The following is a 25088-nucleotide window of genomic DNA, read 5'->3' as shown; positions in this document are numbered from 1 at the left end:
CCGCCATCCCGGCCTGATCGTCCTCGCTCACACCGCCCCCCGGCTCACCATCCGCAACCCCGCCGGGGCCGACCTTGTCCAGGGCGCGAGAATGGGGGGCGGGACGGGATCGCGCAAGGTCTTCCTCCCCTTGCGGCGCCTTGGCGGCGCCCGCGGCCGCAACGCCGGACCGAAGGACCGCCCGCGACCGGAACCCGGCTCCAAGAAACTCGGCCTTGCCGGCACGAACGGCCTTGCGGCTCCCGGGAGGCCTCGCTATAAGCCCCCTCGTCGGCCGGCGGCCGGCTTCGGAGTGTAGCGCAGTCTGGTAGCGCACCACGTTCGGGACGTGGGGGTCGCAGGTTCAAATCCTGCCACTCCGACCAGCGCTCTCACGAGCCTGAGTCTTCCCGAGAGCGCACACATCTTCACAGGATGGTGTGACGCTGCAAGCAACGCCTTCGGGCGCGTCGGAGTGTAGCGCAGTCTGGTAGCGCACCACGTTCGGGACGTGGGGGTCGCAGGTTCAAATCCTGCCACTCCGACCATTCATCCGCCATCCGGGCGGACCTCCTCAGAGATCAAGCACCGTCGCGCCATCCACGCTCGCCGCGTGCGCGCAGCCGATGCGCGTGCCTCGTGGTCGCGGCCGGCCTCGTCGCGATCGCGCCGGCATAGGCCGCACGGCTCCCTACATCCAAGAGCGTAGCCCCTGTCATAAACATAAGCTGGTATCCTGGCGTCAGCCTTGACTGACGAACGGGCGCTACGTCCACAGGACTAACCTCCCTGAACCTCCGTCTGTTTGACGTTCGGTCTTTGTCATGCATTCATTCAAGAGGAATGCAGACGGGGTGGGATGATGAATGTCGAGGAGAACGGCTCTGGTGACCGCGTCGTCGATCTTTGCGCCGCCATCATCACGGCCTACGTGTCCAACAACGCAGTACCTCCGAACGAATTGCCGCCGATGATCGGCGCCGTCCACTCGACCTTGACCCAGCTGATGGCGCCGCCGGCGCCCGAGCCGCCGAAGCCCGAGCCGCCGATCCCGATCCGCCGGACGGTCACGGCGGACCACATCATCAGCCTCGAGGACGGCAAGCCCTACAAGACGCTCAAGCGCCACCTCGCCGGCCGCGGCCTCACGCCCGAGCAGTACCGCGAGAAATGGGGCCTGCCGCGCGACTACCCGATGGTCGCGGCGACCTACGCCTCGCAGCGCTCCGAGCTCGCCAAGAACAGCGGGCTCGGCCGGCGCCGGCTGCGGGGGGCGGAGGGCGGCGACGGCGCGCCGGAGAACAACGGCGGCGGCACGGGCCGGCGCGGCCGCCCGCGGGGCAGCCGCACGACCTGACGCGGCACGGCCTGACGGGCGCGATCGGGAGGCGACGAGCCGCGCCTTGTCTCCGGTTTCGCGCCGGTTGTACGGTCGGGACGACGCGGACGCGACGAAGGACAGGCCGATGCCCGACCCGATCTCCCAGACGGAGTACTGGAACGGCGACGTCGGCGAGCGCTGGGCCGGCATGCAGGCGGAGCTCGACCGGGTCTTCGCGCCGCTCACCGCCGCCCTCCTCGACGGCGCGGGCCTGCGCCCCGGCGAGCGGATGCTCGATATCGGTTGCGGCTGCGGCGAGACCGCCCTGCTGGCCGCCGAGCGCCTCGGCCCGGACGGCGCCGTCACCGCGGTCGACGTGTCGCGGCCGATGCTGGCCCGGGCCCGCGCCCGTCCGGCCGCCGGTGCGCCGATCCGCTGGATCGAGGCCGACGCCCAGACCCGGGCCTTCGCGCCGGAGCACGACCTCGCCCTGTCGCGGTTCGGGGTGATGTTCTTCGAGGAGTCGCGCGCGGCCTTCGCCAATATCCGGCGGGCCCTGCGACCGGGGGGCCGCCTCGTCCTCCTGTGCTGGCGCGCGCTGCCGGAGAACGAGTGGGTGAACCGGCCGCGCGACGCGGTGCTCGGGGTGGTGCCGGCGCCCGCGCCGCCGCCGCCGGGCGGCCCCGGGCCGTTCCGGTTCGCGGACGGCGACGCGCTGGTCGAACTCCTGACGCAGGCCGGCTTCGCGCAGGCCGCGGTCGTTCCGGTCGATCGTCCGGTGGAGATCGGCGCCGATGCCGAGGCGGCGACGCGGTTTGCCGTCACCGTCGGGCCGATCGCCGGTCTGCTGCGCGACCTCGACGATCCGGCCCTGCGCGAGCGCGCCGTGGCCGCCGTGCGGGACGCGATGCCGCCGGCGGGACCGGTGCGCCTCGGGACCGCCTGCTGGCTCGCGACGGCGGTCAATCCGGGCTGAGGCCGCGTCCGGCGCGCCGCCGCGAGCCGGGCCGCCCACGCCTCAATCCTGACATGCTGACGCCGGAGAGACGGAGGACATCCCGGTTCCACCCCTGGGGATGCGGATCCCGGCCGCCGTTGATTTCCCTGCGTGAGCCACGCATGGTCGCGGACGGCGCGGAGCGCTCCCTGCCCCGCCGCGGCTTCGCCGACGGCGCCAGCACAAGGCCAAGGAGACACGGTGAAGCGCGCGCGGCTCGACCCGGTCGGATCCCAGCAGGCGCCCCGCGGCCGTTCCGCCGATCCGGGCCACGAACCGCCGCTCGACCTCTCGGGCGCCGCCTCGCCGCGGGCCGACCGCCGCGAGGTCAACCTGCGCTGGCTCTCCGCCTGCGTGCTCACCGGCATGACCGGCGCCGCGCTGATCGGCTCGGCGATCTGGGTCTCGCTGCAAGGCGAGATCACCTTCGCGGAGCTGCCGCAGGCCGTGACGGTGGCGCCGCGCCCGGTCGCCAGCGAGGGCGGCACCAACCTCTCCCGCAAGGGCGACCGGCTGGTGCGCAACCCGATGGTGGCGCTCGCCAAGCAGAGCTTCAAGGCGCCCGTGACCCTGCGGGCGGGCGAGCGCGAGATCATCAAGGTCCGGCCCTTCGTGCGGATCGCCACCGCGCTCTCGGCCACCGCCGGGATGGCGGCGACCGACATCCCGCCCTTCGACCCGATGCGCTTCTTCGCCGACCCGGGCACCGACCGCGCCCCGGAGGCGCAGGCCGCGACGACGACCGACGCGCCGGATGCCGAGGTCTCCGTGGTCAAGCGCGACCTCGGGGACGTCGCCGTGCAGGCCGGCTCCCCGGCCCTCTCGGACGACGACGTGGCGGCGCAGATCGAGGAGGAGCGGCGGCTCGCCGCCGAGGCCGGCCGGCGCGCGGCCCTGCCGATCGCCCCCCAGCTCATGCTCTCGCGCACCCTGCGCAGCATGGCGACGCTGCCAGGCCTCGACGGCGGCGGCGATTTCGGCGGTGCCTCCGGCCCGTTCAAGTCGATCGAGGTCCGGGTGATGCGCGAGAACGTCACCGATCTCGCCAAGATCGAGCGCGAGCGGGACGCGCCGCTGGTCGAGGAGCGCGACGTCGCGATCAAGCGCGGCGAGACCCTGGAGGGCGTGCTCAAGGCCAATGGCGGCCTCGACGAGCAGGTCCGCCCGATCCTCGCCGCCCTCGGCACCCGGGTCCGGGCCGGCGGGGTCGGCGAGGGCCAGCAGATGCGCCTGCAGATCGGCCCCGGGCCCCGGGCCGGCGACCCGCGCCAGCTCACCCGCGTCATCCTCTACGGCGAGTCCGGCGTCGAGGCGATCGCCGCGATGAACGACCGCGGCGCCTTCGTGTCGGTGGCCCCGCCGGTGCCGGAAGGCGCGGGCCAGAAGCCCGTCGCGAAGCCGGAAGCCGACGAGGACGAGGACGGCACCGGCGCACGCCTCTATGCCAGCCTGTACGAGACCGCGGCGCGCCACGACCTGCCGCGCTCGACCGTCGAGGACCTGGTGCGGATCTTCGGCTACGACGTCGATTTCCAGCGCCGCGTCGCGCCCGGCGACGGCATCGAGCTGTTCTACACCTACGACGAGGAATCCGGCGGCTCGTCCGAGCGGCCCGACATCCTGTTCGCGGCGCTCAACCTCGGCGGCGAGGCGCGACGGATCTACCGCTTCCAGTCGCCCGACGACGGCAGCGTCGACTATCTCGACGAGGCCGGCCGCTCGCTGAAGAAGTTCCTGATCCGCAAGCCGGTGGCCGACGGCAACATGAGCTCCGGCTTCGGCTATCGCCGCCATCCGGTGCTCGGCTACGCCAAGCTCCATACCGGCGTCGACTGGTCGATCCGGATCGGCACCCCGATCTTCGCGGCCGGCAACGGCACGGTCATCAAGGCGGAGTGGGATTCGGGCTACGGCCGCCGGGTCGAGATCCAGCATGCCAACGGCTACGTCACCACCTACAACCACATGTCGCGGTTCGGCCGCGGCGTCAGCGCCGGCGCCAAGGCGCGCCAGGGCCAGATCATCGGCTATGTCGGGTCCACCGGTCTCTCGACCGGCGCGCACCTGCACTACGAGGTGATCATCAACGGCCACTTCGTCGACCCGATGAAGATCCGCGTGCCCCGCGGCCGCGAGCTCGACGGCCGGCTGCTCGCCGAGTTCCGCCGCCAGCGCGACCAGATCGACGGCCTGATCCAGAAATCCGGCGCGTCGACCACGCTGGCGCAGCGCGAGGCGATGCGCTGAGCCGGCCTCAGGTGATCCGGCCGATGATCGCCTCCCGCGCCGCCCGGGAGCCGCCGAGCCGCTTCTTCGCCCGCTCCACCACCGCGGCCGGCGCCTCGGCCGGGGTGCCGGCGGCGAAGGGCGGGGCCGGGGCGTATTCGAGCGCCAGCTGAACCGTCTCGGCCTCCTCGCGGCCCAGAAGCTCCTCCACCACGGTGAGCCCGAAATCGATGCCGGAGGTCACGCCGCCAGCGGTGATGAGGTTGCCGTCGCGCACCACGCGGTCCTGCACCGGCACGGCGCCGAAGCGGGCGAGGAAATCGTGCGCGTACCAGTGCGTCGTCGCCCGCCGGCCCTCCAGCAGCCCGGCCGCGCCGAGGACCAGCGCCCCGGTGCAGACCGAGGTGAGGTAGCGGACCTGACCGGCCCGCGCCCGCACGAAGTCCAGGGTCTCGGCGTCCTCCATCAAGGCGTTCACCCCGGCGCCGCCGGGGATGCACAGCACGTCGAGCGGCGGGCAGGTCGCGAAGGTCGCGGTCGGCACGAAGGGGATCCCGGTCGCCGAGCGCACCGGCTCGCCGTCCTTCCAGACCAGATGCACGGCACTGTCCGGCACCGAGGCGAAGACCTCGTAGGGACCGGTCAGGTCGAGCTGCTGGACCTGCGGAAAGATGAGGATTCCGAAGCTGAGCGACACGAATGTTCCTCCCGTTCGCGCGGCAGGATCGTATGGGGCGGGGTGGGGTGCAAGGGCCGTCAGGCGGTTCCCGTATCCTCGCCGAAGCCCAGCCGCGCCCGCAGCTGCGCGGCGCTCGCCCCCCGCTCCCGCAACGCCGCCAGCGCCTCCGAGCGCAGGCTCTTCGACAGCTTCTCCCCACCGGCGTCCCGGATCAGGTCGTGGTGGTGGTAGCGCGGGGTGGGCAGGCCGAGCAGGCGCTGGAGCAGGACGTGGAGGTCGGTGGCGGCTTCGAGGTCGCGGCCGCGGACCACGTGGGTGATGCCCTGCGCGGCGTCGTCGAGGACCACGGCGAGGTGGTAGCTCGTCGGCACGTCCTTGCGGCCGAGCACCGCGTCGCCCCAGCGGGCCGGGTCGGCCGCGCGCACCACGTCGGGCTCGCCCGGCGCGAACGACGTGTAGGCGTGCGGCCCGGGGCAGGCCGCGAGCGCGCGGGCCATGTCGAGGCGCCAGGCATGCGGCGCCTCCGGGGCGGGCCTGCCGCGGCAGGTGCCGGGATAGAGCGGGCCCCCGTCCGGATCGCGGGCCGCGCCGGCGGCGTCCTGGATCTCCCGCCGGGTGCAGGTGCAGGGATAGATCAGGCCCCGCCCGCGAAGGCCGTCGAGGGCGGCGGCGTAGGTGGACATCCGGGCCGACTGGCGCCAGACCGGCTCCGGAAAGGTCAGGCCGAGCCAGGCGAGGTCGTCGATCAGCGCCTCGGTCAGCTCCGGCCGGCAGCGGACCGGATCGATGTCCTCGATGCGCAGCAGCATCTCGCCCTGCAGCGCCCGGGCGACACGAGCGTTGAGGAGGGCCGAGTAGGCGTGGCCGAGATGCAGGCGCCCGTTCGGGCTCGGGGCGAAGCGCAGGCGGGGAGACGGCACGGCGGGATGCGGACGACGAGGACACCCCACGCCATAAGCCCGCCGGCCGCCGGCGTCACCGGGCCGCCGCTCGATTCCGAGGCCGTCCTGCGCGCGGGCATTGCGGCGCTGGCGGACCTCGATCCGGTCATGGCCCGCATCCTGGCCGAGGGCGCGACGCCCACCCTGCGCAAGCGCGCGCCCGGCTTCGAGGGGCTGGCCGGCATCGTGGTGGGACAGCAGATCTCGACCGCCAGCGCCGCGGCGATCCGGGGCCGGCTCGTCGCCCGCCTGCCGGACCTCACCGCCGCGTCCCTGGACGCGGCCCCGGACGCGATCCTGCGCGAGGCCGGCCTGTCGGCGCCGAAGATCCGCGCCTTGCGGGCGGCGGCGCAGGCCGTCCTCGGCGGCACCCTGCCGCTCGATTCCCTGCACGCGCTGCCGGCCGACGAGGCCCACCGGCTGTTGGTCGCGGTGCACGGCATCGGCCCCTGGACGGCGGACGTCTACCTGCTGTTCTGCCTCGGCCATCCGGACGCCTTCCCGGCCGGCGACCTCGCCCTCCAGGAGGCGGCGCGCCTCGCGGACGGCCTGGAGGCGCGGCCGAGCGCCGCCGCCCTCACCCGGCGGGCCGAGGCCTGGCGCCCGTGGCGCGGGGTCGCCGCCACGATGCTGTGGGCCTATTACCGGGTGGCCAGAGCGCGCGACGGCGCGCCCCTTCCCTGAGGCCGCGCGACGGCGCGCCCGTCCCTGCCCGACCGCCCACGGAGCCCGCCCCGATGCCGATCCTCACCGGCCCGCGCCTGATGCCCCGCTCCGGGACGCCGCCGCGCCAGCTCGTCGTGCTGCTGCACGGCTTCGGCGCCGACGGCAACGACCTGATCGACCTCGCCCAGGAATGGCAGCCGCTCCTGCCCGACGCGGCCTTCGTGGCGCCGCACGCCCCCGAGCCCTGCATCCAGGGCTTCGGCCGGCAATGGTTCGCCCTCACCTTCCGCGATCCGCACGAGCGCTGGCGCGGGGTGAGCCGGGCCGGGCCGACGCTCGACGCCTTCCTCGACGCGGAGCTCGAAGCCCTGGGCCTCGGCCCGCACCAGCTCGCCCTGGTGGGATTCAGCCAGGGCTGCATGATGGCCCTGCACGTCGCCTTGCGCCGCCCGGCCCCGGTGGCGGCGGTGGTCGGGCTGTCCGGCATGCTGGTCATGGAGGAGGGGACGGGACCGGAGAGCCTGTCACCCTCCGCGGTGCCGCCGGTCCTGCTGGCCCACGGCGACCAGGACGAGGTGATCCCGGTCGACGCGCTGTTCCTGTCGGCCGAGGCGCTCGCCGCGGCGAACGTGCCGGCGGAGTGGCACCTCTCCGCCGGGATCGGCCACGGCATCGACGACGGTGCCCTCCACCATGCCGGACAGTTCCTCGCCGCCGGCTTCGCGCGGGCGGCGCGGCGCGGCTAGAGACCTGTCCGACGACGTGGAAACCGGTTCGCCGCAGACACTGCGGCACAACAAAGGCTCGGGGAGCGTCGCGATCGCAACGCGATCGTGACGCTCCCTAGCCCCGCGCTTCCTTCAGCGCGGCGGCGGCGCCGGCCCGCAGCAGGGCCGAGTCTCCCGAGAGCGCGATCAGGTCGAAGCCTTCGGCGATCAGCTCGCGGGTGCGTGGGCCGGACAGGGAATAGATGCCGATGCGCTTGCCCGCGGCGCGGGTGCGCGCCATGGCGTGCTTGAGCGCATCGCGCACCGCCGCACCGTCGGGATCGAGGCCGGCGCCGTTCGACAGCGCGATCGAGAGGTCGGAGGGGCCGATGAAGATGCCGTCGATCCCGTCCACCGCCAGGATGTCGTCGAGGGCGGCGAGCGCCTCGCGGGTCTCGATCATCGCCAGCGTCTGGCAGAAGCCGTTGGCCTCCCGCAGGTAGGTCTCGGGGGCGAGGCCCGACAGCGCGAGCGCCGGGGCCGGGCCCCAGCTGCGCTCGCCGAGCGGCGGGTACTTGGCGAGGGCGGCGAAGCGCCGGGCATCCTCGACCGTGTTGACCATCGGGGCGATCACGCCGGACACGCCGGCATCGAGCAGGCGCGAGACGGTCGCGAAGCCGCCGACCGGCACCCGCGCCAGGGTCGGCTTGCCGCGGGCCGCCACCAGGGCGACGGTGCGGCTGATGCTGTCGAAGTCGTGCGCGCCGTGCTGCATGTCGAGGGTGACGGCGTCGAAGGCCTCCGCCGCCATGAGCCCCGCGACCGACGGCTCGGGAATGCCGCACCAGGCCGTGATCAGCGGCTTGCCCTCGCGGAATCGCGCCGCCAGCGCGGCCACCGCCCCCCCTCGTTCGGCCATCGCCCGTTCCGCCATCGTCGTTCCTCCCGGATCGGCCGCGCGTTCGGCCGCGGCTTCGCACCGGCGGAAGCTTAGGGCAGGCGGGGGAGCGCCGTCGAGGCGCGGAGCCCGCATCCGCGACATGCCGCCCCCTCCCGCCACGCTTGCATCACGGTCGCCCCATGCGCATATCGACGCGACCAACGACCGCAATCCATCGCAGCGGCGGCCGGGCCCAACCCCGGGCGTTCCGGCTATCGCGTTGTGCTGCCTTCGCGGTTCGGGTAATTTGCCCCCGGCCGCCGGGACGCCCCGGATCGACGCGTCCCCCGGCCCGACCTCCTCGTCTCGGAGGTCGCCGCGCCGCGGGTCCCACACGTCGTCAGGAGCCTCGGCCCCATGGACTTCCTCAAACCACGGTACACGCCTATGAATCGCCGCCGTCGCATCTACGAGGGCAAGGCGAAGGTCCTCTACGAGGGTCCCGAGCCCGGCACGCTCATCCAGCATTTCAAGGACGACGCGACCGCCTTCAACGCCAAGAAGCACGAGGTGATCGACGGCAAGGGCGTGCTGAACAACCGGATCTCCGAGTTCGTGTTCCAGCACCTCAACGACATCGGCGTGCCGACGCACTTCATCCGCCGGCTCAACATGCGCGAGCAGCTGATCCGCGAGGTCGAGATCATCCCGCTCGAAGTGGTGGTGCGCAACGTGGCGGCGGGCTCGCTGGCGACGCGGCTCGGCCTCGAGGAGGGCACCCAGCTCCCGCGCTCGATCATCGAGTTCTACTACAAGAACGACCAGCTCAACGACCCGATGGTGTCGGAGGAGCACATCACCGCCTTCGGCTGGGCGACGCCGCAGGAGATCGACGACATCATGGCCCTGGCCATCCGGGTCAACGACTTCATGTCGGGTCTCTTCCTCGGCGTCGGCATCCGCCTCGTCGACTTCAAGATGGAGACCGGCCGGCTCTGGGAGGGCGACATGATGCGCATCGTCGTCGCCGACGAGATCTCCCCGGATTCCTGCCGCCTGTGGGACATCAAGAGCCAGGACAAGCTCGACAAGGACCGCTTCCGCAAGGATCTCGGCGGCCTGATCGAGGCCTATTCCGAGGTGGCCCGCCGCCTCGGCATCCTGGGCGAGAACGAGAAGGTGCAGACCGGCGGACCGCGCCTGGTGCAGTAAGGCCGCCGGCACGACCGCCGGCACGAGATGACGACGGGGCCGCTTCCGGAAGGGGGCGGCCCCGTCGTCGTTCGGCACGGAGCCCGTCGCGGCGGATACCCCGGCCCCGACCTCCTCCGTGCCGTCCCGGGGCTCGGCGCAGCCGAGAATCCGGGGTCAATACCCGCTTGAAGGTCGATGGCCGGGCGGTGTCCGTCCCGCGTCATCCCGCATCGGCGGCGATGGATCGCGGGTCCCGTTGCCCGACCCCGGGACGACGGGGTGCCATCGTCAGGGGTCCCGGCCGGCGACGCGTCTCACCGCGGCCCCGCCCCATCCCACCGCCGCAACCGTACATGCGTCCCCGCTCGCGGGTCGAAGCCCGGATGATACCAGGGATCGGCGTCGAGCCGCGCGCCCCAGCGCGCCCGCAGGCGCGCCACCTCGGCCTCGTGGCGCTCGCGCGCCTCCGGGTTCCAGCGCCGGCTCGCCGCCTCGTGGTGGTGGAGCACGGCGCCCGGCACCATCAGGGTCCGCCAGCCCCCCGCCTCGAGCCGCAGGCAGAGGTCGACGTCGTTGAAATCGACCGCGAAGGCCGCCTCGTCGAAGCCGCCGACCGCCCGGAATTTTTCGGATTCCACGGCGAGGCAGGCCGCCGTCACGGCCGAGACCCTGTGCGTCGCCTGCAGGGAGGCGAGATAGCCCGGCGCCGCGCCGGGGAAATGGCGATGCGCGTGGGTGACGAGGCCGCCGGTGCCGAGCACGATGCCGCCGTGCTGGATCCGCCCGCGCGCATCGAGGAGCTTGGCGCCGACGGCGCCGACCTCCGGCCGCAGCGCCTCCTCGGCCATCCGGCGCAGCCAGTCGTCGCGGAACGCCGCCACGTCGTTGTTGACGAAGACCAGGAGCGCGCCGCGCGCCTGCGCCGCGGCCCGGTTGTTCATCGCCGCGAAGTTGAACGGCCCGGGACAGGGCATCACCCGCACCCCCTCGTCCTCCAGGCGCCGGAGATAGGCGAGGGTGCGCGGGTGGCGGCTGTCGTTGTCGCAGACGATGAGCTCGAGCTCCGGCCAGTCGGTATGGGCCCGGATGCTCTCGATGCAGGCGCGCAGCAGCTCGACCCGGTCGCGGGTCGGGACGATCACGGTGGCGAGGGGCGGCGCCGGCAGGTCGCGGCGCAGCGAGACGATCCCGCCCTGCGCCTCGACGCGGCCCGCCCCGGCGAGACGGCGCTCGGCGAGGGCCCGACGCGACCGGACCCAGGCGTCCGGCGGCGCGGCCTCGACCGGCGCCCAGGTCGAGAGCGGCCGCGGCAGGTGGCGCACGCCTCCCCCCTCGGCGGCGAGCCGCAGCAGCAGGTCGGCGGTCTCCGCGCCGGGGAGCGCCGGGTCGAGCCCGAGCCGGTCGAGCAGCGCCCGCCGGACCGCCACCACCGGGCCGAGATAGTCGGCGGCGAGCAGGTAGTCGGGATCGAAGGCCGGCCGCAGGACCGGCAGAAGCGGCCGCCCCTCCGGCCCGAGCACCACCGCGTCGCCGTAGAGGGCGCCGAGTTCCGCATCCGCCGCGAAGGCGTCGGCGATGGCGGTCGGCGCTCCCGGCAGGAGGCGGTGGCCGGGCGCCGTCAGCACGACGATCCCGGCCGGCCCGGCGCCGTCGCGGCGGATCGCGTCCGGGGTCGCGACGCGCAGGCCCGGCACGGCCTCGGCCTCGCCGGGCGGGATCGGGGGCGGATGCAGGGCGTGGCGGGCGCCCCAGAGGATCGCAGCCCGGTCGCGGGCCCGCACCCGCTTGCCCGCGAGTGCCGCGGCGAGGACGCCCCGGGCCTCGCCCGGGCGCTGGGCCGCGCGCAGCAGGCGGACGAGCCAGCGCAGGACCGGGCCGGGCTCGCCTTCGGCGAAGCGGAGCGTATCGAAGGCCGGGTGAGGCGGCAGCCTCATTCCAGCTCCTCCCCGAAGGTCGTGACCGAGAAGGCGGGGTGGTAATACGGATCGTCGCGGATCACCGCCCGCCAGCGGGTGGCGAAGCGGTCGCCCTCCGCGTCGAACCGGGCCCGGGCCGGGCCGACGCTCGGGCCGCGGCTGACCGATTCGTGGTGGGCGAGCACCGCCCTCGGGGTCCAGACCGAGGTCCAGCCCCGGGCGCCGAGGCGCAGGCAGAGGTCGATGTCGTTGAAATCGACCGGGAAGGCCTCGGCATCGAGCCCGCCGACCGCCGCGAACTTCTCCCGCGCCACCGCCAGGCAGGCGGCGGTGACGCCGGCGACCTCGTGCGCCACGGTGAGACGGCCGAGATGGCCCGGCGTGTCGGCCGGGCGGTTGCGCAGGATGTGCCCGGCCCGGCCGCCGAGCCCGACCACGACGCCGGCATGCTGGATCCGGCCGTTGCCGAACAGGAGCTTGGCCCCGACGGCGCCGACCCCCGGCCGCAGGGCCTGGCGCACCATCGCCGACAGCCAGTCGGGATGCAGCACCTCGACGTCGTTGTTGAGGAGCACCAGCACCGCGCCGCGGCTCGCCGCGACGCCGTCGTTGACGAGGCGCGAGAAGTTGAACGGGCCGGGCCGGTCGAGGATCCGCACCCGCGGATCGGACCGCCACTGGGCGTAGAGCGCCGCGACCGCCGGATCGGTCGAGCCGTTGTCGACGACGACGAGTTCGAGGGCCGGATAGGCGGTGTCGTGCAGGACGCCCCGGACCGCCACCTGCAGCAGTTCCGGCCGGTCCCGGGTCGGGACGACGACCGAGACGAGCGGCGGCGGGTCGGGCAGCGGCCAGTCGAGGTCGAGGACGGCGCCGTTCCGCGCCGGCGCGGCGGGATGCCCGGCTGAGGACAAGGCTGCGGCGAGGTCGACCGCGTGGCCGTCGGGATCGGGCGCCTCAGGCGCCGTGCGGCAGAGGATGCGGGGAATGCGGCGCGCGCGCGCGGGCCCCGCCAGGGTCGCGGCGAGGAGGAGCGCGCGGGCGCCCGTGCCCGGCTCCCAGCCGCACCGGGCCGCCAGCGCCGCCCCGACGAGGAGCGGCCGCCCGGGATAGAGCGTCGTCAAGGCGAGGTCCGGGCTCCAGCCCGGCTTGAGACGCGGGCGCAGGCCCTCGGGCGTCTCCTCCTCGCTGTCGGCATAGGCGAGGTCGGCGGGCTCGGACCCCGCGAAGGCGGCGGCGAGGTGGGCGAGCGCGTCGGGCGCCAATACGTCGCCGGGCCGCAGGTGGCCGATCGCGACACCGTCCGGCCGGTCGTCGCCGGCAATCCGCGGATCGGCGGGCAGGCCGGCGGGGGCCGGGCCGCGCCAGAGCAAGGCGAGGCGCCAGTCGCGATGGCTCTGCGCCAGGAGGGCGGCCAGGGTGCGCCGCACCGCCTCGGCCTCCGCCGGCGCGGCCTCCAGGATCAGGCCGAGGCGCGGCTGGCCGGGCGGCGCCCGGTCGAGGGCGGGCTCGAAGGCGCGGGCGCGCTCGGCCTTCCAGACCGGGTACTGCGCCAGGGGCCTGACGCCGGCGGCGATGCGCAGGGTGTTGCGCAGGCGGCGCGCGTCGCGGCGCAGCCACTGGTAGAGTGCGACCGGCAGCTTGCCCGGCCGGCGGCGGGCGCACAGGGCGAGCATGGAGAAGCGGGAGAGAAGCCGCGCCGCCTCGATCCGGAAGCCCTCGGCCGGCGCGGCGAGCAGGATGTCCGTCGTGCCCGGCGGCACCGGGCCGAGCCAGACGGCGCGCCCGAGCACCGGGCCGGGCAGCAAGGCGTCCTCGTGGGTGCCGTCGGCCCGCACGAACCGCAGCAGCGGCCGCACCGGCTCGGCGAACCGGTCGAGGGCGTAATCGAGGGCGAGCCAGCGCCCGGCGGCCGGTGCGTCCGGAACCAGCGCGCGGGTGAAGTCCGGATCGTCCGTGCGGGGTGCGATGCGGCAGGCGCGGGCCGCCACCGTCACCCGTCGGCCGGTGCGGCGGCGGCCGGCTTGCGCCGCGGCGCCCGCCCGGGCTTCGCGACGCCGCCGAGTCCGACCTCGATCTCGAACTCCCTGGCCTGGGCGGCGGGGACGACGAAGCCCTCGTCGACCACCGTGAAGCTGCCGCTGGCCTGGCCCGCCGGGATCGTCGCGACGCCCTGCTGGGTGCGCCGGCCGATGATCGTGGTGCCGCGCTTCAGCGTGACGGTGACCGGTGCGGTGAAGCGGCCGGGGGCGCCGCCGGGCCCGAGCAGGACCATGCCCTGCACGCCGACGGTCACGACCGTGCTGCCGTCCGGCGCGGGCCGGCACGAGCGGCTGAGCTGGCCGAGGCGGATCTGCGTGCGCACGCTGCCGCCGGCCATGGTCTGCAGCGCGGAGCCGCCCTCGGTGACGTCGATGATCGGGCAGTAGACGTCGTCGAGGCTGGGCGGCGCCTCCGGCGGCTTGGTGGTGCCGCCGTACTTGAAGATGTTGGTGAAGGCGTTGCCCTCGTCCTGCGGCGCGGCGGCGGTCTGGGCCCGTGCGGGGCCGGCGAGCGCCGCCAGCGTCAGGGCGAATCCGAGGGTGCGCAGACTACGAGCCGTCACGGTCCTCTCCCGGTCGTCGATCACTTCAGGCTGTCGAAGCCTTCCTTGAACCCCTTGAGGGAGAGCGGAATCCCGACCCCTTCCTCCGGCGTCTGGAAGACGATGAAGGTGGCCTGCTGGCCGGTCTTGAGCTGGTTGATGAGCTTGTCGTCCATCACGACCTCGGCGACGCAGCCGGTCGAGAGGCAGCGGACGAACTGGGTGCGGCCGATCTCGGCCTGGTCGACCTTGAGGCCGAGCCCCGAGGGCAGCAGGACGCCGAGGGGCGCCACCACCCGCAGCAGCGTGCCGCGGTTGTCGGCGGTCTTGAGCACGATGACGACCAGCGACAGGTTCGGCCGGTCCTCGGCGGCGACGTACTGCACCAGGGCGCATTGCTCGGCCTTGGCGCCGGCCGGCGTCTCGCAGCGCAGCTGCCAGTCGTCGAAGGTCTGCTTGACCGCGCCCTGCGCCAGGGCGCCGGTGACAGGAAGGCCCAAGGCCAGGCCGGCACCGACGACGAGTCCGAGGCTGGCGGCCCGCAGCCGGCGTCCGATCCGTTGCAAGCTCTCTCCCACGCCGCTCACCGCTCCGCTGCCCCGGCCATCCGCCGGTCAGGGGCGTTCCGACCACGGGGCCGGGATGCTGTCAAGCCGAGGCGCCGATCCGGCACCGTCGCGACAGGGAACCCGTGCGGGCGCGCAGGCTTAACCGTAGAGGTCGGGCCGGCCCTCGCCGCCGGCTATCGTTAGTGGTTTCACATGGTTTCCGGTTCATAACGATCCCCTGCGCCGATCCCCGCCGGACGGACCGGTCGCCACCGCCCCTCCCCCTCTCGCGAGAGCCGCCCCGATGAGACGCGCCGCCACCTCCCTCGCCTTCCTGGTCCTCGCCGCCGGTGCGGCCGCGGCCGAGCCGCTGCCGGTCGACGAGACGACCTATATCGAGCGCTCGCTCAACCGGGACGCGACGCTGACGATCGAGCACCCGCCGGTGCCGCGCAACCCGCGCGGGCGCCGCGCCGCGCGCTCGGCCGAGATCGCCGGCTTCTGCCGCGACGGCGGCGTGATCCGGCGCCGGGGCGAGAACGGCGAGATCATCCTGCGCCAGCGCGAGAACTGCGACAGCATCGCGCCGCGCACCCTCTATCCGGGCCACGTCGACCCGCGCCCGGCCTGGCCGGCGGAGCGCATCGTGGTGGTGCGCACCCGGGGCTGAGCCTCGCTCAACCGTAGCGGTGCAGCTCGGTGCCGTGCCGCTTCAGCCAGGCCTCGGGTTCGTCGTAATCCGGGTAGAGGCCGGCGACGACGCGCCAGAACCGGTCCGAGTGGTTCATCTCGGCGAGGTGCGCGACCTCGTGCGCCGCGAGGTAGTCGAGCACCGCGGGCGGCGCCATGACGAGGCGCCAGGAGAAGTTGAGTTGGCCCGCGGCCGAGCACGAGCCCCAGCGGCTGCGGGTGTCGCGCACGGTCAGGCGCTTCGGGGTCCGGCCGAGCGCGCCGGCATGGCGGGCGACCGCCGCCGTCAGGTCGCGGCGGGCCTCGGCCTCGAGGAAATCGCGCACGCGCCGGCCGACATGGGGCAGGCCGCAGGAGACCGCGATCACCGGCGTGCCGTCCGGCGCCGTCGTGGCGACCGTCGCGCCCGACACCGTCGACCAGTGCAGGATCCGGTGCGGCACGCCGCGCAGCGGCACGACCGCGCCCGGCACGAAGGCGACGCGCTCGGGCAGCTTCGCGACCCGGGCGGCGATCCAGGCGCCGTGCGAATCGGCGAAGCGCTGCGCCGCCGCGAGGTCGATGCGCTCCGGCAGGGTCAGGACGATCTCGCCGGTGGCGCTCGACACCCGCAGGGTGATGCGCCGGGCCGCGGAACGACGGCGCACGGCGACCGGGTAGCAGGTGCCGGCGTGGATGACGGTGACGTGGGTGGGTTCGGGCGCCGAACGGCGCAGGAGCGCGACTCGCATGCCACCTTTGTACCCGGGAGACCCCGCGCGTGTCAGCGGCCCGGTTGGTCGCGCGGCGGCGACGAGGTTCAGGAACCAGGCGCGCAGGCGGCTGACCGGCGACATCGCCGGTCAGGCCGGTCCGGCGCCGCGACGGCGGCGCCGGGGCTCGAGGATCAGGAGGCCTCGCGCAGGTCGGCAGCGGCCTGCGTGCCCTGCATCGCGTGCATGAAGGCGGAGATGCGCGGCGCGATGTGGGCGCGGAAGCGCGAGCCGTTGAAGACGCCGTAATGGCCGACGCCCTTCTGCAGGTGATAGAGCTTGCGCCCGGCGTCCAGGTTCGGCGTCAGGTCGAGGGCTGCCAGGGTCTGGCCGACGCCCGAGATGTCGTCGTTCTCGCCCTCCACCGCCATGATGGCGCAGTGGCGGATCGCCTTGGGATCGACGAGCACGCCGTGGTGGCGCATCTCGCCCTTCGGCAGGGCGTGCTCGACGAAGACGGTGTTGACGGTCTGGAGGTAGAATTCCGCCGTCAGGTCCATCACCGACAGGTACTCGTCGTAGAACTCGCGGTGCTTCTCGGCCGAGTCGCCGTCGTGGCGCACGAGGTGCTTGAACATGTCCCAGTGCGCCGTCAGGTGACGGTCGAGGTTCATGCCCATGAAGCCGGAGAGCTGGAAGAAGCCTGGATAGACCTCGCGCCAGGTGCCGGGATAGCCCGGCGGCACCACGGTGATGCAGTTGCGCTTGAACCACTCCGAGCCGCGTTCGGCGGCGAGGCAGTTCACCGCGGTCGGCGAGCGGCGGGTGTCGATCGGGCCGCCCATCAGGGTCATGGAGGTCGGCACGCCGGGCAGGCCGTCGGCCTCCATCCGGGCGACGGCCGCGAAGACCGGCACCGAGGGCTGGCAGACCGCGATCACGTGCAGGTCCGGCCCGAAGGCCTGGAACATGTCGATCAGGTAGTCGATGTAGGTGTCGAGGTCGAAGCGGCCGGCCTCGAGCGGCACCATGCGGGCGTCGATCCAGTCGGTGATCATCACCTCGTGGGCCGGCAGCAGCGCCTCGACGGTGCCGCGCAGGAGCGTGGCGTAGTGGCCCGACATCGGCGCCACCACCAGCACCTTCGGCTGGGCCTCGGCCGGCGGGCGCTTGAAGGCGCGGTCGAACTTGATCACCTGGCAGAACGGCTTCGACCACACGATCCGCTCGCTCACCTCGGCGGGCACGCCCTCCACGGTGGTGCGGGGCAGGTTGAAGGCCGGCTTGCCGTAGCGCCGCGTGGTGCGCTCGAACATCTCGCACGCCGCCGTCACGGTCCGGCCGTAGGGCGTGTAGGTCATCGGGTTGGCGGGGTTCTTGAACGCGAGCTGCGTGGCGTCGGCGGCCACCCGGGCGGGCGTCAGCATCCAGTGCGCCGCTTCATACCAGAAATACGAGAGATCCATGACGCCACCGTCCACGCTTGACCCGGCGACGCGCGCACCCGTCGCCGAGAGACGCCCGACCCGACAGAAGGTCGGACAATAGAGTATCGGTATTCAAGGGCAACATCTAGGGAAAACCAAGCTGTCAAAAAGTGGAACTGTGCCCTTTTTACCTCAACCCCCGCGAGCATTCCGAGATTTCGGAAAACCGGGCCGGGAGGCGGGGAGCCACCCGGGGCCGGCCCTTGCACGGATGGAGAGAACGCGCCGGACCGCGGAGGGTTTCCGCGCCCTGCGCCCTGGGCGGCGGGCGCCGCCGCACTATCGTCTCGGCGATGTTCGAGACCTCGCCGACCGACCTGGTGCGCGACGCCCGCCACCTGCGCCTCGAGACCCTGGTGCGGCTGCGATGGCTCGCCGTCGCCGGCCAGGGCGCTGCCGTCGCCGGCGCCCATCTCGGGCTCGGCCTGCCGCTGCCCTTCGGCTGGTGCTTCCTCGTCATCGCGGCCTCGTCCTGGCTCAACCTCACGCTGCGCATCCGCTACCCGGCGAGCCACCGGCTCAGCGACGACGCCGCGGTGCTGCTGCTGGCCTTCGACATCATCCAGCTCGCCGCCCTGCTCTTCCTCACCGGGGGCCTGCAGAACCCGTTCGCGCTCCTGTTCCTCGCCCCCGTGCTGATCTCCGCCACCGCCCTCCCCCCGGCCCGGACCCTGGCGCTCGGCCTGCTCGCCGTCGGCCTCGCGACGCTGCTCGCCCTGGTCTACCGGCCGCTGCCGTGGTTCGCCGGCGAGACGCTCGAACTGCCGTTCCTGTACGTCTCGGGCGTCTGGACCGCGATCCTGCTCGGGACCGCCTTCACGGGCGTCTACGCCTGGCGCGTCGCCGAGGAGGCGCGCCAGCTCGCCCAGGCGCTCGCCGCGACCGAGCTGGTGCTCGCCCGCGAGCAGCACCTGTCGCAGCTCGACGGGCTGGCGGCGGCCGCCGCCCACGAGCTCGGCACGCCGCTCGCCACCATCACGGTGGTGGCCAAGGAGCTCGACCGCCAGCTCGGCCCCGCCGCGAGCCCGAGCGTCGCCGAGGACCTGGCGCTCCTGCGCGACCAGGTCGAGCGCTGCCGCGGCATCCTCGCCAAGCTCACCTCGCTCGACGCCGACCAGGGCGGCTTCATCGAGACGATCTCGCTCAGCCACCTCGTCGAGGAACTGGTGGCGCCCCAGCGCGCGCTCGGCATCGTGCTCGACGTGACGACGAAGGGCGACGGGCCGGAGCCGGCCTGCCGGCGCAATCCCGGGGTGATGTTCGGCCTGGGCAACATCGTCGACAACGCGGTCGACTTCGCCGAGAGCTGCGTGTCGATCGAGGCGCGCTGGAGCGCCGACCGGGTCGCGCTCGAGATCCGCGACGACGGGCCGGGCTTCGCGACGGAGGTGCTGCTGCGGGTCGGCGAGCCCTATGTCAGCACCCGCAGCGCCGCCAGGGCGGGCTCGGACGGCGGCACGGGCCTCGGCCTCGGGCTGTTCATCGCCAAGACGCTGATCGAGCGCTCGGGCGCGCAGCTCAACCTCGCCAACGCGGTCGATCCCTCGACCGGCGCGGTGGTGCGGATCGTCTGGCCGCGTCACGTTTTCGAGAGGGAGGCGAAAGGCCGGCGAAACCCGGGCACGGGGGGTGCCGCACCCCTGACGCAGGGCCGCGACGCTCCTATATAACGCTCTGAACTTGCTGATTGAAAGCTGGAGGAGCGTCGTTTGATGACGCAGTACGGAACACTCAGCCCGGAGGCCTCGGCCGGCACCATCCCGGAGGGCGACGCCCTCCTCAACCACGCCGACCGCAGCCTGCTGATCGTGGACGACGACAAGCCGTTCTCGACCCGGCTGGCCCGGGCCATGGAGGCGCGCGGCTACCGGGTGCACGTGGCGGAAAGCGTGGCCGAGGGCGTCTCGGCGGTCGACGCGCAGCCGCCGGCCTTCGCGGTCATCGATATGCGCCTGGCCGACGGCAACGGCCTCGACGTGATCGCCCGCCTGAAGGAGCGCCGGCCCGAGGCCCGCGGCGTGATCCTGACCGGCTACGGCAACATCGCCACCGCCGTCACCGCGGTGAAGCTCGGCGCCTTCGACTACCTCGCCAAGCCCGCCGACGCCGACGAGATCCACGGTACCCTGATGGCCGAGCCCGGCGAGCGGGCCGACCCGCCCGAGAACCCGATGTCGGCCGACCGGGTGCGCTGGGAGCACATCCAGCGCGTCTACGAACTCTGCGGCCGCAACGTCTCGGAGACGGCGCGCCGGCTCAACATGCACCGGCGCACGCTGCAGCGGATCCTCGCCAAGCGCGCGCCGCGCTGAAGCCGTGATGTCCGAATCGCGAAGGGCCCGGCGCCGGGAAGCGTCGGGCCCTTCGCATGTCGGGGATGTCGCAGAAGTCCGCGAAGAGTTCGCGGGTGCGACCGGGTCCGACGGCTCCGATCGAAGCGGGAATGCGATCGACGCGCATGCCTCTTGTCCGTGATGCGACGTGCGGACTACCCTCGCACCCGCATCTCCTCGAACCCCGGGAGTGTCGCCGTGGCCGCGCACCTCGCCTACACCTCGCTTCCCGTTACATCCACCTGCATCCACGAACTCGATCAGGTCGTGGTTCGCACCGACGTGGAAGGCGACGAGGGAGAGACCATTCGCGAAGGCTCGCGCGGGACGGTCCTGTCCGTTCTCGGCGATGGTGCCGCATATCTGGTCGAGTTCGGGAGTCAGAGAGTGTCAGACGCGGGCCACCCGATTCCGGTCTTCGCGACGATCGAATTGGCGAAGCTGAAGCCGATACCGGGGGCGGCGCGTGCAGATCTCGCATCCAGCTTCTCCCACTAGCTTCGCGATCGACGCTCTCAAGATCTCCGGTTACCTTCTGAATCCCGCCCATCCGAGTGGTGGGCCGAAAGCACGATATTTCATCAGCTACGGCTTCGATCCCTCCGAGCCCGGCATGTTGGCGGCAGCACTTCTGGCGCACCCCGCGTGTCCGAGCAGCGTCTCGCAGCCACCGAAGGTCACACCCTACGATGTGCGCTTCATGTTCGAAGGGCCGATCGCGTCACCGACAGGTCTCACGGGGCGCGTGAGATCCGTGTGGCAAGTCCTGGGGTCGGATCTCGTCGGACGGCTCATCACCGCCTACCCGTTCTGACCCCGTACCAACCGGCAGGACGATGGCCCGTCGAAGCTGTAGCCGGTCTCGATCACGACCGATCGTCTGATCCGCCCGAAAAACTTGCCGTCCACCGCCGGGTGAGTCGCGGACTCGCTCACGCTGATCTCATGATCGCCGAAGTCGTACAGTCGGAAGGAGATGCCATCGGTCTCCCGGATTCCCTGGAGTCTCGGCTCCTGAACGCCCTCGACGAGGACCGGCCGCGCATCCACCAACGAATGCGACTGCCGCAGGGCGGTCGAATGATAGACCAGGGCGACGAGATGTCCGTCCTCTCCAGGCACGGTCGCGACGAGATGCGCCGAGCCGGGACGGCTCGCGGGGAGCCGCATCAGGACCGGCGGCGCAGTGCTTCCCCGATGACGGGCGATCGACCGGACGCGATCGAGGGTCGATCGGGCCGCGTCCCGCTCCGCCACCGGCAGATCGGCGACCGTCACGGGGGCTAGCATGCCGAGCGGGCTGCATCGCTCCGGCGTGTCGGCCTGGGCCGAGGCCGCGACCATCGTGATCAGCGTTGCGACAGCGAGCTTCATCGGGAAGAGCCCTTGCGCCGAAAGGTCGACGCCGCAATGCGCGGCGCCGCTTCGTGCAGTCCGCGTTGCAGACCGACGATGCGGCTGTCGCAAGGTCATGATGAGCGGATCTGGAGCCTCACACCCCCGCCGCCCCGCCATCCGAGCGCGGATCGTGCGTCGCCTCGACCCGCCCGTTGCCCGGATGGCGCACGAGCAGACCGGCATGGCCGAGCGAGTCGATGTACGAGCCGCCCAGTTCCTCGACCTCGTGGCCCATCCGCGACAGCGCCGCGATGCAGGAGGACTCGAACCGGTCCTCGACCTTCACGGTCATCGACTCGGCGCCCCAGGTGCGGCCGAACAGGAAGCGCGGGGCATCGACCGCCTCGGCGACGCCCATGCCGTAGGTGGCGTAGCGGGTGAAGAGCTGGGCCTGGAATTGCGGCTGCCCGTCGCCGCCCATGCTGCCGTAGGACATCACCCGCCCGTCGGCCAGCACGGCGAGCGCCGGGTTGAGGGTGTGGAACGGACGGCGCCCCGGCTCCAGCGGGTTGACCGCGTTCGGATCCAGCGAGAAGGCCACGCCGCGATTCTGCCAGGTGAGGCCGGTGCGCGGCAGGACGACCCCCGACCCGAACTCCCAGTAGACCGACTGGATGTACGAGACCGCGACGCCGTTGCCGTCGATCGCCCCCATCCACACCGTGTCGCCGTCGCCGACCGGGCGCACCGGGGTCGGCGCGGCCCGGTCCATCCGGATCGCCGCGGCTTCCGCCTCCAGGCGCTTCGGCGTCAGGACGCTCGCGGGGTCGTGGCGCAGGCGGTCGAAGTCGGTCACCACCGCGTCGCGGATCGCGAAGGCCCGCTTCGTCGCCTCGATCAGGCCGTGGTAATGCGCCGCCGTCTCGGGCCGGATGCTGCCCAGACGCTCGTAGAGGCCGAGGATGATCAGCGCCGCGAGGCCCTGGCTCGGCGGCGGGCAATTGTAGACCGTCGCGCCCGCCAGCTTCAGCGACAGCGGCGCCCGCGACACCGCCCGGTAGCGCTCGATGTCGCCGCGGGTGACCGGGCTGCCGGCCCGCTCCAGGTCGGCGGCGATCTCGCGGCCGACATCGCCGCGGTAGAAATCCTCCAGCCCGGCATGGCCGAGCTGCTCCAGGGTGGCGGCGAGGGCCGGCAGCTTGCGCATCGCTCCGGCCTTCGGGATCCGGCCGTCGACGAGGAAGGTGTCGCGAAAGCCCGGCTGGTCGTGGAGGGTGTCGAGCTCCTTCGGCACGTAGCGCGCCTCGGAGGCCGAGACCGCGACGCCCTCGCGGGCGTGCCGGACCGCGTCGGAGAGGAGGAGGTCGAGGGGCAGGCGTCCGCCGAGGTCGCGGGCGATCCCGTGGGCGAGCGCCCAGCCGCCGACGGCGCCGGCCACGGTCAGGGCGGCGTCGGGCCCGCGCTCGGGGATCGCGTCGTAGCCCTTGTCGCGGTAGCGCCGGATGGTGGCCTGGCTGCCGGCCGGCCCGCAGGCCTCGATCGCCCGTACCACGCCGGTCGGCCCGCGGATCAGCCAGAAGCCGTCGCCGCCGAGGCCGTTCATGTGGGGATAGACCACCGCGATGGTTGCCGCCATGGCGAGCATCGCCTCGACGGCGTTGCCGCCCTCCTCGAGGATCGCCCGGCCGGCCTCGGCCGCCAGGTGGTGGGGGGCCGCGCAGGCCGCGCGGGAGAAGACGGGGGTTTCGGGCATCTCGCCTTTGTCGTGACTCGGCGCTTAACGCGCCATGACGATACGGTCATGCGGGGGCCCGCGCGGTTGCGCCGGCCCCGCTCTTCAGGCTAGTCCCCGGAGCCATGAAACGATAGGCGCGCCCGCGCGTCCGTCGCCCCGCCACTTACGGACAAGGGTCAGGCCGCGTGCCCGCATCAGGTTCCCTCAAGCCCCGCAGCCTCGTCACCATCCTCAGCATCATGGTGCTGGTCGGCGTCGAGGTGTTCGCGGTGGCGATCGCGGCGGGCTGGGCGCTCGCCGGCATCTTCGAGCTCGGCGACACCGTCGGCCACGTGCTGATGGTGCTGTTCAGCCTGTTCGCGCTCTACATCATGGTCCAGCTCTGGCGCCGGGCCACCAGCATCGAGCCGATCCGCTAAGGCGCGACCTCCATGATCGACCGTCGTACGCTGCTCGCCGGCGCCGCGCTCCTGCTCGGCTCCGGCCCGCAAGGGGCGAGCCAAGCGTTGAGCGCCGAGCTGCCCCTCGGCAAGCCCGAGGCCTTCAGCTTCGAGGCCCTGAAGGCGCGGGCGCGGGAGATGGCCGCCCGGCCCTACGCCGCCCCGGCCGTGCCCGACCGCGACGTCCTGCAGGCGATCGACTACGACGCCCACGGCAAGCTGAAGTACAAGCCGGACCACGCCCTGTGGGCCGACGGCCCGAGCACCTTCCCGGTCACGTTCTTCCATCTCGGCCGCTACTTCCAGAAGCCGGTGCGGATGCACGTGGTCGAGGGCGGCCAGGCGCGCGAGATCATCTACGATCCGGCCGCCTTCGAGATGCCGGCGGATTCGCCGGCCCGTCGGCTGCCGCCGAATCCGGGTTTCGCGGGCTTCCGCTTCCAGGAGCGCCGCGACGGCCCCCTCGACTGGCGCCGCAACGACTGGGTGGCGTTCCTCGGCGCTTCGTATTTCCGGGCGATCGGCGAGCTCTACCAGTACGGCCTCTCGGCCCGGGGGCTGGCCCTCGACACCGTGATGGCGGATCGGCCGGAGGAATTCCCGGACTTCACCCATGTCTGGTTCGAGACCCCGGCCGCCGATTCGGACACCGTCACGGTGCTCACACTGCTCGACGGCCCCTCGGCCGCCGGCGCCTACCGCTTCAGGATGCGCCGCACCAAGACTGTGGTGATGGACATCGAGGCGAGCCTGCACCTGCGCAAGGATGTCGGTCGCTTCGGTCTGGCGCCGCTCACCTCGATGTACTGGTTCTCCGAGACCGCCAAGCCCACCGCGGTCGACTGGCGGCCCGAGGTGCACGATTCGGACGGGCTGGCGCTCTGGACCGGCACCGGCGAGCGGATCTGGCGGCCCCTGCGCAACCCGCCCCGCACCATGGTCTCGGCCTTCTCCGACGAGCGCCCGCGCGGCTTCGGCCTGATGCAGCGCGACCGCCTGTTCGACCACTACCAGGACGGCGTCTACTACGACCGCCGGCCCTCGCTCTGGGTCGAGCCCCTCGGCGACTGGGGCAAGGGCAGCGTCCAGCTGGTCGAGAACGCGACCGACGACGAGATCCACGACAACGTGGTGGCGATGTGGGTGCCCGCCGAGCCGGCCAGCGCCGGTTCCTCGCACGACCTCGCCTACCGCCTGCACTGGGTCGCGGGCGAGCCCTATCCGAGCAACCTCGCCCGCGTCGTCGCGACCCGCGAGGGCAATGGCGGCCAGGCCGGTACCGACCGGCCGAAGGGCGTGCGCAAGTTCGTGGTCGAGTTCCTGGGCGAGCCCTTGGGCAGGCTGCCGGCCGGGGTGAAGCCGGAACCCGTTCTCACCGCCTCCCGCGGCACCTTCCCGCTCGCCCGCACCGAGGCGGTGCCGGACGACGTGCCGGGCCACTGGCGGGCCGAGTTCGACCTCGCGGTAAGCGGGGCGGATCCGGTCGAGCTGCGGCTGTTCCTGCGCCGCGGGCAGGAGACGCTGAGCGAGACCTGGACCTACCAGTACATCCCGGCGGCGTGAAACAGGTTCGAGTTGATCGAACCGAAGGAAGATTGAGCGCGTCTCCCCTCTCCCGAGTGGGAGAGGGGCCGGGGGTGAGGGTGCTACGGTTCTGAGTCTAGCTCCGACCGTTCCGCTGCCAGCACGACGGTCCGAGCTTTACACGGAAGCGCGCCACCCTCACCCCTACCCC

Annotated in this window: 24 protein-coding genes and 2 tRNA genes; 15 read left to right on the top strand and 11 right to left on the bottom strand. The window is 72.9% G+C overall.

Going from position 1 to position 25088, the window contains the following annotated elements; genetic code table 11:
• Nucleotides 1–288 precede the first annotated feature (288 nt).
• From A5481_RS06530 to A5481_RS06510, 5 genes are all read left to right on the top strand, one after another.
• A tRNA-Pro gene (locus A5481_RS06530) sits at nt 289–365 on the top strand.
• A gap of 85 nt (nt 366–450) precedes the next feature.
• A tRNA-Pro gene (locus A5481_RS06525) sits at nt 451–527 on the top strand.
• Nucleotides 528–841: 314 nt separating this feature from the next.
• Complete coding sequence (locus tag A5481_RS06520) at nt 842–1336, top strand: Ros/MucR family transcriptional regulator (RefSeq protein WP_048435328.1); 495 nt, start codon at nt 842–844, stop codon at nt 1334–1336.
• A 109-nt stretch (nt 1337–1445) separates the two neighbouring features.
• Entirely contained in the window at nt 1446–2276 is an 831-nt protein-coding gene (locus A5481_RS06515) for a class I SAM-dependent methyltransferase (RefSeq protein WP_048435315.1), read from the top strand.
• Between the two features lie 222 nt (nt 2277–2498).
• Nucleotides 2499–4544 carry a M23 family metallopeptidase gene (locus tag A5481_RS06510; RefSeq protein ID WP_048435316.1) on the top strand — a complete coding sequence of 682 codons (2046 nt, stop codon included), beginning with the start codon at nt 2499–2501 and terminating at the stop codon, nt 4542–4544.
• A gap of 7 nt (nt 4545–4551) precedes the next feature.
• On the opposite strand, the gene A5481_RS06505 is transcribed toward A5481_RS06510, so the two are convergent.
• Together A5481_RS06505 and gluQRS are read right to left on the bottom strand one after the other, a co-directional pair.
• Entirely contained in the window at nt 4552–5220 is a 669-nt protein-coding gene (locus A5481_RS06505; RefSeq protein WP_048435317.1) for a DJ-1/PfpI family protein, read from the bottom strand.
• A 59-nt stretch (nt 5221–5279) separates the two neighbouring features.
• The gene (gluQRS, locus tag A5481_RS06500; RefSeq protein WP_048435318.1) at nt 5280–6122 is read right to left on the bottom strand and encodes a tRNA glutamyl-Q(34) synthetase GluQRS; all 843 of its coding nucleotides are present in this window, start codon (nt 6120–6122) and stop codon (nt 5280–5282) included.
• Nucleotides 6123–6128: 6 nt separating this feature from the next.
• On the opposite strand from gluQRS, the gene A5481_RS06495 reads away from it, so the two are divergent.
• Nucleotides 6129–6827 carry a DNA-3-methyladenine glycosylase family protein gene (locus tag A5481_RS06495; RefSeq protein WP_048435319.1) on the top strand — a complete coding sequence of 233 codons (699 nt, stop codon included), beginning with the start codon at nt 6129–6131 and terminating at the stop codon, nt 6825–6827.
• Nucleotides 6828–6880: 53 nt separating this feature from the next.
• Nucleotides 6881–7555 (top strand): alpha/beta hydrolase, encoded by a 675-nt coding sequence (locus A5481_RS06490; protein ID WP_048435320.1) that lies wholly within the window; start codon nt 6881–6883, stop codon nt 7553–7555.
• A 97-nt stretch (nt 7556–7652) separates the two neighbouring features.
• Here A5481_RS06490 and A5481_RS06485 read toward each other — a convergent pair whose 3' ends face one another.
• Nucleotides 7653–8435 carry an HpcH/HpaI aldolase family protein gene (locus tag A5481_RS06485; protein ID WP_048435329.1) on the bottom strand — a complete coding sequence of 261 codons (783 nt, stop codon included), beginning with the start codon at nt 8433–8435 and terminating at the stop codon, nt 7653–7655.
• Nucleotides 8436–8813: 378 nt separating this feature from the next.
• On the opposite strand from A5481_RS06485, the gene purC reads away from it, so the two are divergent.
• Nucleotides 8814–9608, top strand: a complete 795-nt coding sequence (gene purC / locus A5481_RS06480; RefSeq protein ID WP_048429422.1) for a phosphoribosylaminoimidazolesuccinocarboxamide synthase — start codon at nt 8814–8816, stop codon at nt 9606–9608.
• Between the two features lie 296 nt (nt 9609–9904).
• Here purC and A5481_RS06475 read toward each other — a convergent pair whose 3' ends face one another.
• Genes A5481_RS06475 through A5481_RS06460 form a run of 4 tightly spaced genes read right to left on the bottom strand, consistent with a single transcriptional unit; the run spans nt 9905 to nt 14647 of the window.
• Entirely contained in the window at nt 9905–11524 is a 1620-nt protein-coding gene (locus tag A5481_RS06475; RefSeq protein ID WP_048435321.1) for a glycosyltransferase family 2 protein, read from the bottom strand.
• Entirely contained in the window at nt 11521–13497 is a 1977-nt protein-coding gene (locus tag A5481_RS06470) for a glycosyltransferase (RefSeq protein WP_064503833.1), read from the bottom strand. Before A5481_RS06470 ends, A5481_RS06475 begins: the two co-directional genes overlap by 4 nt.
• A 2-nt stretch (nt 13498–13499) precedes the next feature.
• Nucleotides 13500–14111 (bottom strand): hypothetical protein, encoded by a 612-nt coding sequence (locus A5481_RS06465; protein WP_064503836.1) that lies wholly within the window; start codon nt 14109–14111, stop codon nt 13500–13502.
• Nucleotides 14112–14131: 20 nt separating this feature from the next.
• Nucleotides 14132–14647, bottom strand: a complete 516-nt coding sequence (locus tag A5481_RS06460) for an invasion associated locus B family protein (protein ID WP_425350159.1) — start codon at nt 14645–14647, stop codon at nt 14132–14134.
• 295 nt (nt 14648–14942) lie between these two features.
• On the opposite strand from A5481_RS06460, the gene A5481_RS06455 reads away from it, so the two are divergent.
• Nucleotides 14943–15308 (top strand): hypothetical protein, encoded by a 366-nt coding sequence (locus A5481_RS06455; protein WP_064503832.1) that lies wholly within the window; start codon nt 14943–14945, stop codon nt 15306–15308.
• 7 nt (nt 15309–15315) lie between these two features.
• On the opposite strand, the gene A5481_RS06450 is transcribed toward A5481_RS06455, so the two are convergent.
• Entirely contained in the window at nt 15316–16059 is a 744-nt protein-coding gene (locus tag A5481_RS06450) for a M48 family metallopeptidase (protein ID WP_064503831.1), read from the bottom strand.
• A 155-nt stretch (nt 16060–16214) separates the two neighbouring features.
• Nucleotides 16215–17486 (bottom strand): polyhydroxyalkanoate depolymerase, encoded by a 1272-nt coding sequence (locus A5481_RS06445; protein ID WP_048436288.1) that lies wholly within the window; start codon nt 17484–17486, stop codon nt 16215–16217.
• Nucleotides 17487–17800: 314 nt separating this feature from the next.
• On the opposite strand from A5481_RS06445, the gene A5481_RS06440 reads away from it, so the two are divergent.
• The 4 genes from A5481_RS06440 to A5481_RS35895 all read left to right on the top strand — a co-directional run bounded on the left by A5481_RS06440 (nt 17801) and on the right by A5481_RS35895 (nt 20654).
• Entirely contained in the window at nt 17801–19177 is a 1377-nt protein-coding gene (locus A5481_RS06440) for an ActS/PrrB/RegB family redox-sensitive histidine kinase (protein WP_048436289.1), read from the top strand.
• A 42-nt stretch (nt 19178–19219) separates the two neighbouring features.
• Complete coding sequence (locus tag A5481_RS06435) at nt 19220–19819, top strand: ActR/PrrA/RegA family redox response regulator transcription factor (protein ID WP_082173418.1); 600 nt, start codon at nt 19220–19222, stop codon at nt 19817–19819.
• A gap of 219 nt (nt 19820–20038) precedes the next feature.
• Nucleotides 20039–20338 (top strand): hypothetical protein, encoded by a 300-nt coding sequence (locus tag A5481_RS06430; RefSeq protein WP_048436291.1) that lies wholly within the window; start codon nt 20039–20041, stop codon nt 20336–20338.
• The gene (locus A5481_RS35895; protein WP_425339765.1) at nt 20307–20654 is read left to right on the top strand and encodes a DUF6883 domain-containing protein; all 348 of its coding nucleotides are present in this window, start codon (nt 20307–20309) and stop codon (nt 20652–20654) included. The genes A5481_RS06430 and A5481_RS35895 overlap by 32 nt, the downstream gene beginning before the upstream one ends.
• Here A5481_RS35895 and A5481_RS06425 read toward each other — a convergent pair.
• Both A5481_RS06425 and A5481_RS06420 read right to left on the bottom strand, forming a co-directional pair.
• Entirely contained in the window at nt 20642–21214 is a 573-nt protein-coding gene (locus tag A5481_RS06425) for a hypothetical protein (RefSeq protein ID WP_048436292.1), read from the bottom strand. The genes A5481_RS35895 and A5481_RS06425 overlap by 13 nt on opposite strands.
• Nucleotides 21215–21332: 118 nt before the next feature.
• Complete coding sequence (locus A5481_RS06420; RefSeq protein ID WP_048436293.1) at nt 21333–22931, bottom strand: gamma-glutamyltransferase family protein; 1599 nt, start codon at nt 22929–22931, stop codon at nt 21333–21335.
• Between the two features lie 221 nt (nt 22932–23152).
• Here A5481_RS06420 and A5481_RS06415 point away from each other — a divergent pair, with 221 nt between their 5' ends.
• The gene (locus A5481_RS06415) at nt 23153–23332 is read left to right on the top strand and encodes a hypothetical protein (protein WP_048436295.1); all 180 of its coding nucleotides are present in this window, start codon (nt 23153–23155) and stop codon (nt 23330–23332) included.
• Between the two features lie 12 nt (nt 23333–23344).
• On the top strand, nt 23345–24916 hold the full coding sequence (locus A5481_RS06410; protein WP_048436294.1) for an OpgD/OpgG family glucan biosynthesis protein: 1572 nt from the start codon (nt 23345–23347) through the stop codon (nt 24914–24916).
• The last annotated feature ends 172 nt before the right edge of the window (nt 24917–25088 follow it).

Source organism: Methylobacterium platani, from assembly GCF_001653715.1.
Taxonomy (GTDB): Bacteria; Pseudomonadota; Alphaproteobacteria; order Rhizobiales; family Beijerinckiaceae; genus Methylobacterium; species Methylobacterium platani.
This window is presented reverse-complemented; position numbering and strand designations above follow the sequence as displayed.

What these genes read in the sequence shown, in the direction of transcription:
- A5481_RS06450 (WP_064503831.1), bottom strand. Translation starts at nt 16,059, where the DNA reads ATGCGAGTCGCGCTCCTGCGCCGTTCGGCGCCCGAACCCACCCACGTC.
- A5481_RS06485 (WP_048435329.1), bottom strand. Translation starts at nt 8,435, where the DNA reads ATGGCCGAACGAGGGGGGGCGGTGGCCGCGCTGGCGGCGCGATTCCGC.
- A5481_RS06495 (WP_048435319.1), top strand. Translation starts at nt 6,129, where the DNA reads ATGCGGACGACGAGGACACCCCACGCCATAAGCCCGCCGGCCGCCGGC.
- purC (WP_048429422.1), top strand. Translation starts at nt 8,814, where the DNA reads ATGGACTTCCTCAAACCACGGTACACGCCTATGAATCGCCGCCGTCGC.
- A5481_RS06410 (WP_048436294.1), top strand. Translation starts at nt 23,345, where the DNA reads ATGATCGACCGTCGTACGCTGCTCGCCGGCGCCGCGCTCCTGCTCGGC.
- A5481_RS06435 (WP_082173418.1), top strand. Translation starts at nt 19,220, where the DNA reads ATGACGCAGTACGGAACACTCAGCCCGGAGGCCTCGGCCGGCACCATC.
- A5481_RS06445 (WP_048436288.1), bottom strand. Translation starts at nt 17,486, where the DNA reads ATGGATCTCTCGTATTTCTGGTATGAAGCGGCGCACTGGATGCTGACG.
- A5481_RS06415 (WP_048436295.1), top strand. Translation starts at nt 23,153, where the DNA reads ATGGTGCTGGTCGGCGTCGAGGTGTTCGCGGTGGCGATCGCGGCGGGC.
- A5481_RS06490 (WP_048435320.1), top strand. Translation starts at nt 6,881, where the DNA reads ATGCCGATCCTCACCGGCCCGCGCCTGATGCCCCGCTCCGGGACGCCG.
- A5481_RS06440 (WP_048436289.1), top strand. Translation starts at nt 17,801, where the DNA reads ATGTTCGAGACCTCGCCGACCGACCTGGTGCGCGACGCCCGCCACCTG.
- A5481_RS06515 (WP_048435315.1), top strand. Translation starts at nt 1,446, where the DNA reads ATGCCCGACCCGATCTCCCAGACGGAGTACTGGAACGGCGACGTCGGC.
- A5481_RS06455 (WP_064503832.1), top strand. Translation starts at nt 14,943, where the DNA reads ATGAGACGCGCCGCCACCTCCCTCGCCTTCCTGGTCCTCGCCGCCGGT.
- A5481_RS06425 (WP_048436292.1), bottom strand. Translation starts at nt 21,214, where the DNA reads ATGAAGCTCGCTGTCGCAACGCTGATCACGATGGTCGCGGCCTCGGCC.
- A5481_RS06520 (WP_048435328.1), top strand. Translation starts at nt 842, where the DNA reads ATGAATGTCGAGGAGAACGGCTCTGGTGACCGCGTCGTCGATCTTTGC.
- A5481_RS06420 (WP_048436293.1), bottom strand. Translation starts at nt 22,931, where the DNA reads ATGCCCGAAACCCCCGTCTTCTCCCGCGCGGCCTGCGCGGCCCCCCAC.
- A5481_RS06475 (WP_048435321.1), bottom strand. Translation starts at nt 11,524, where the DNA reads ATGAGGCTGCCGCCTCACCCGGCCTTCGATACGCTCCGCTTCGCCGAA.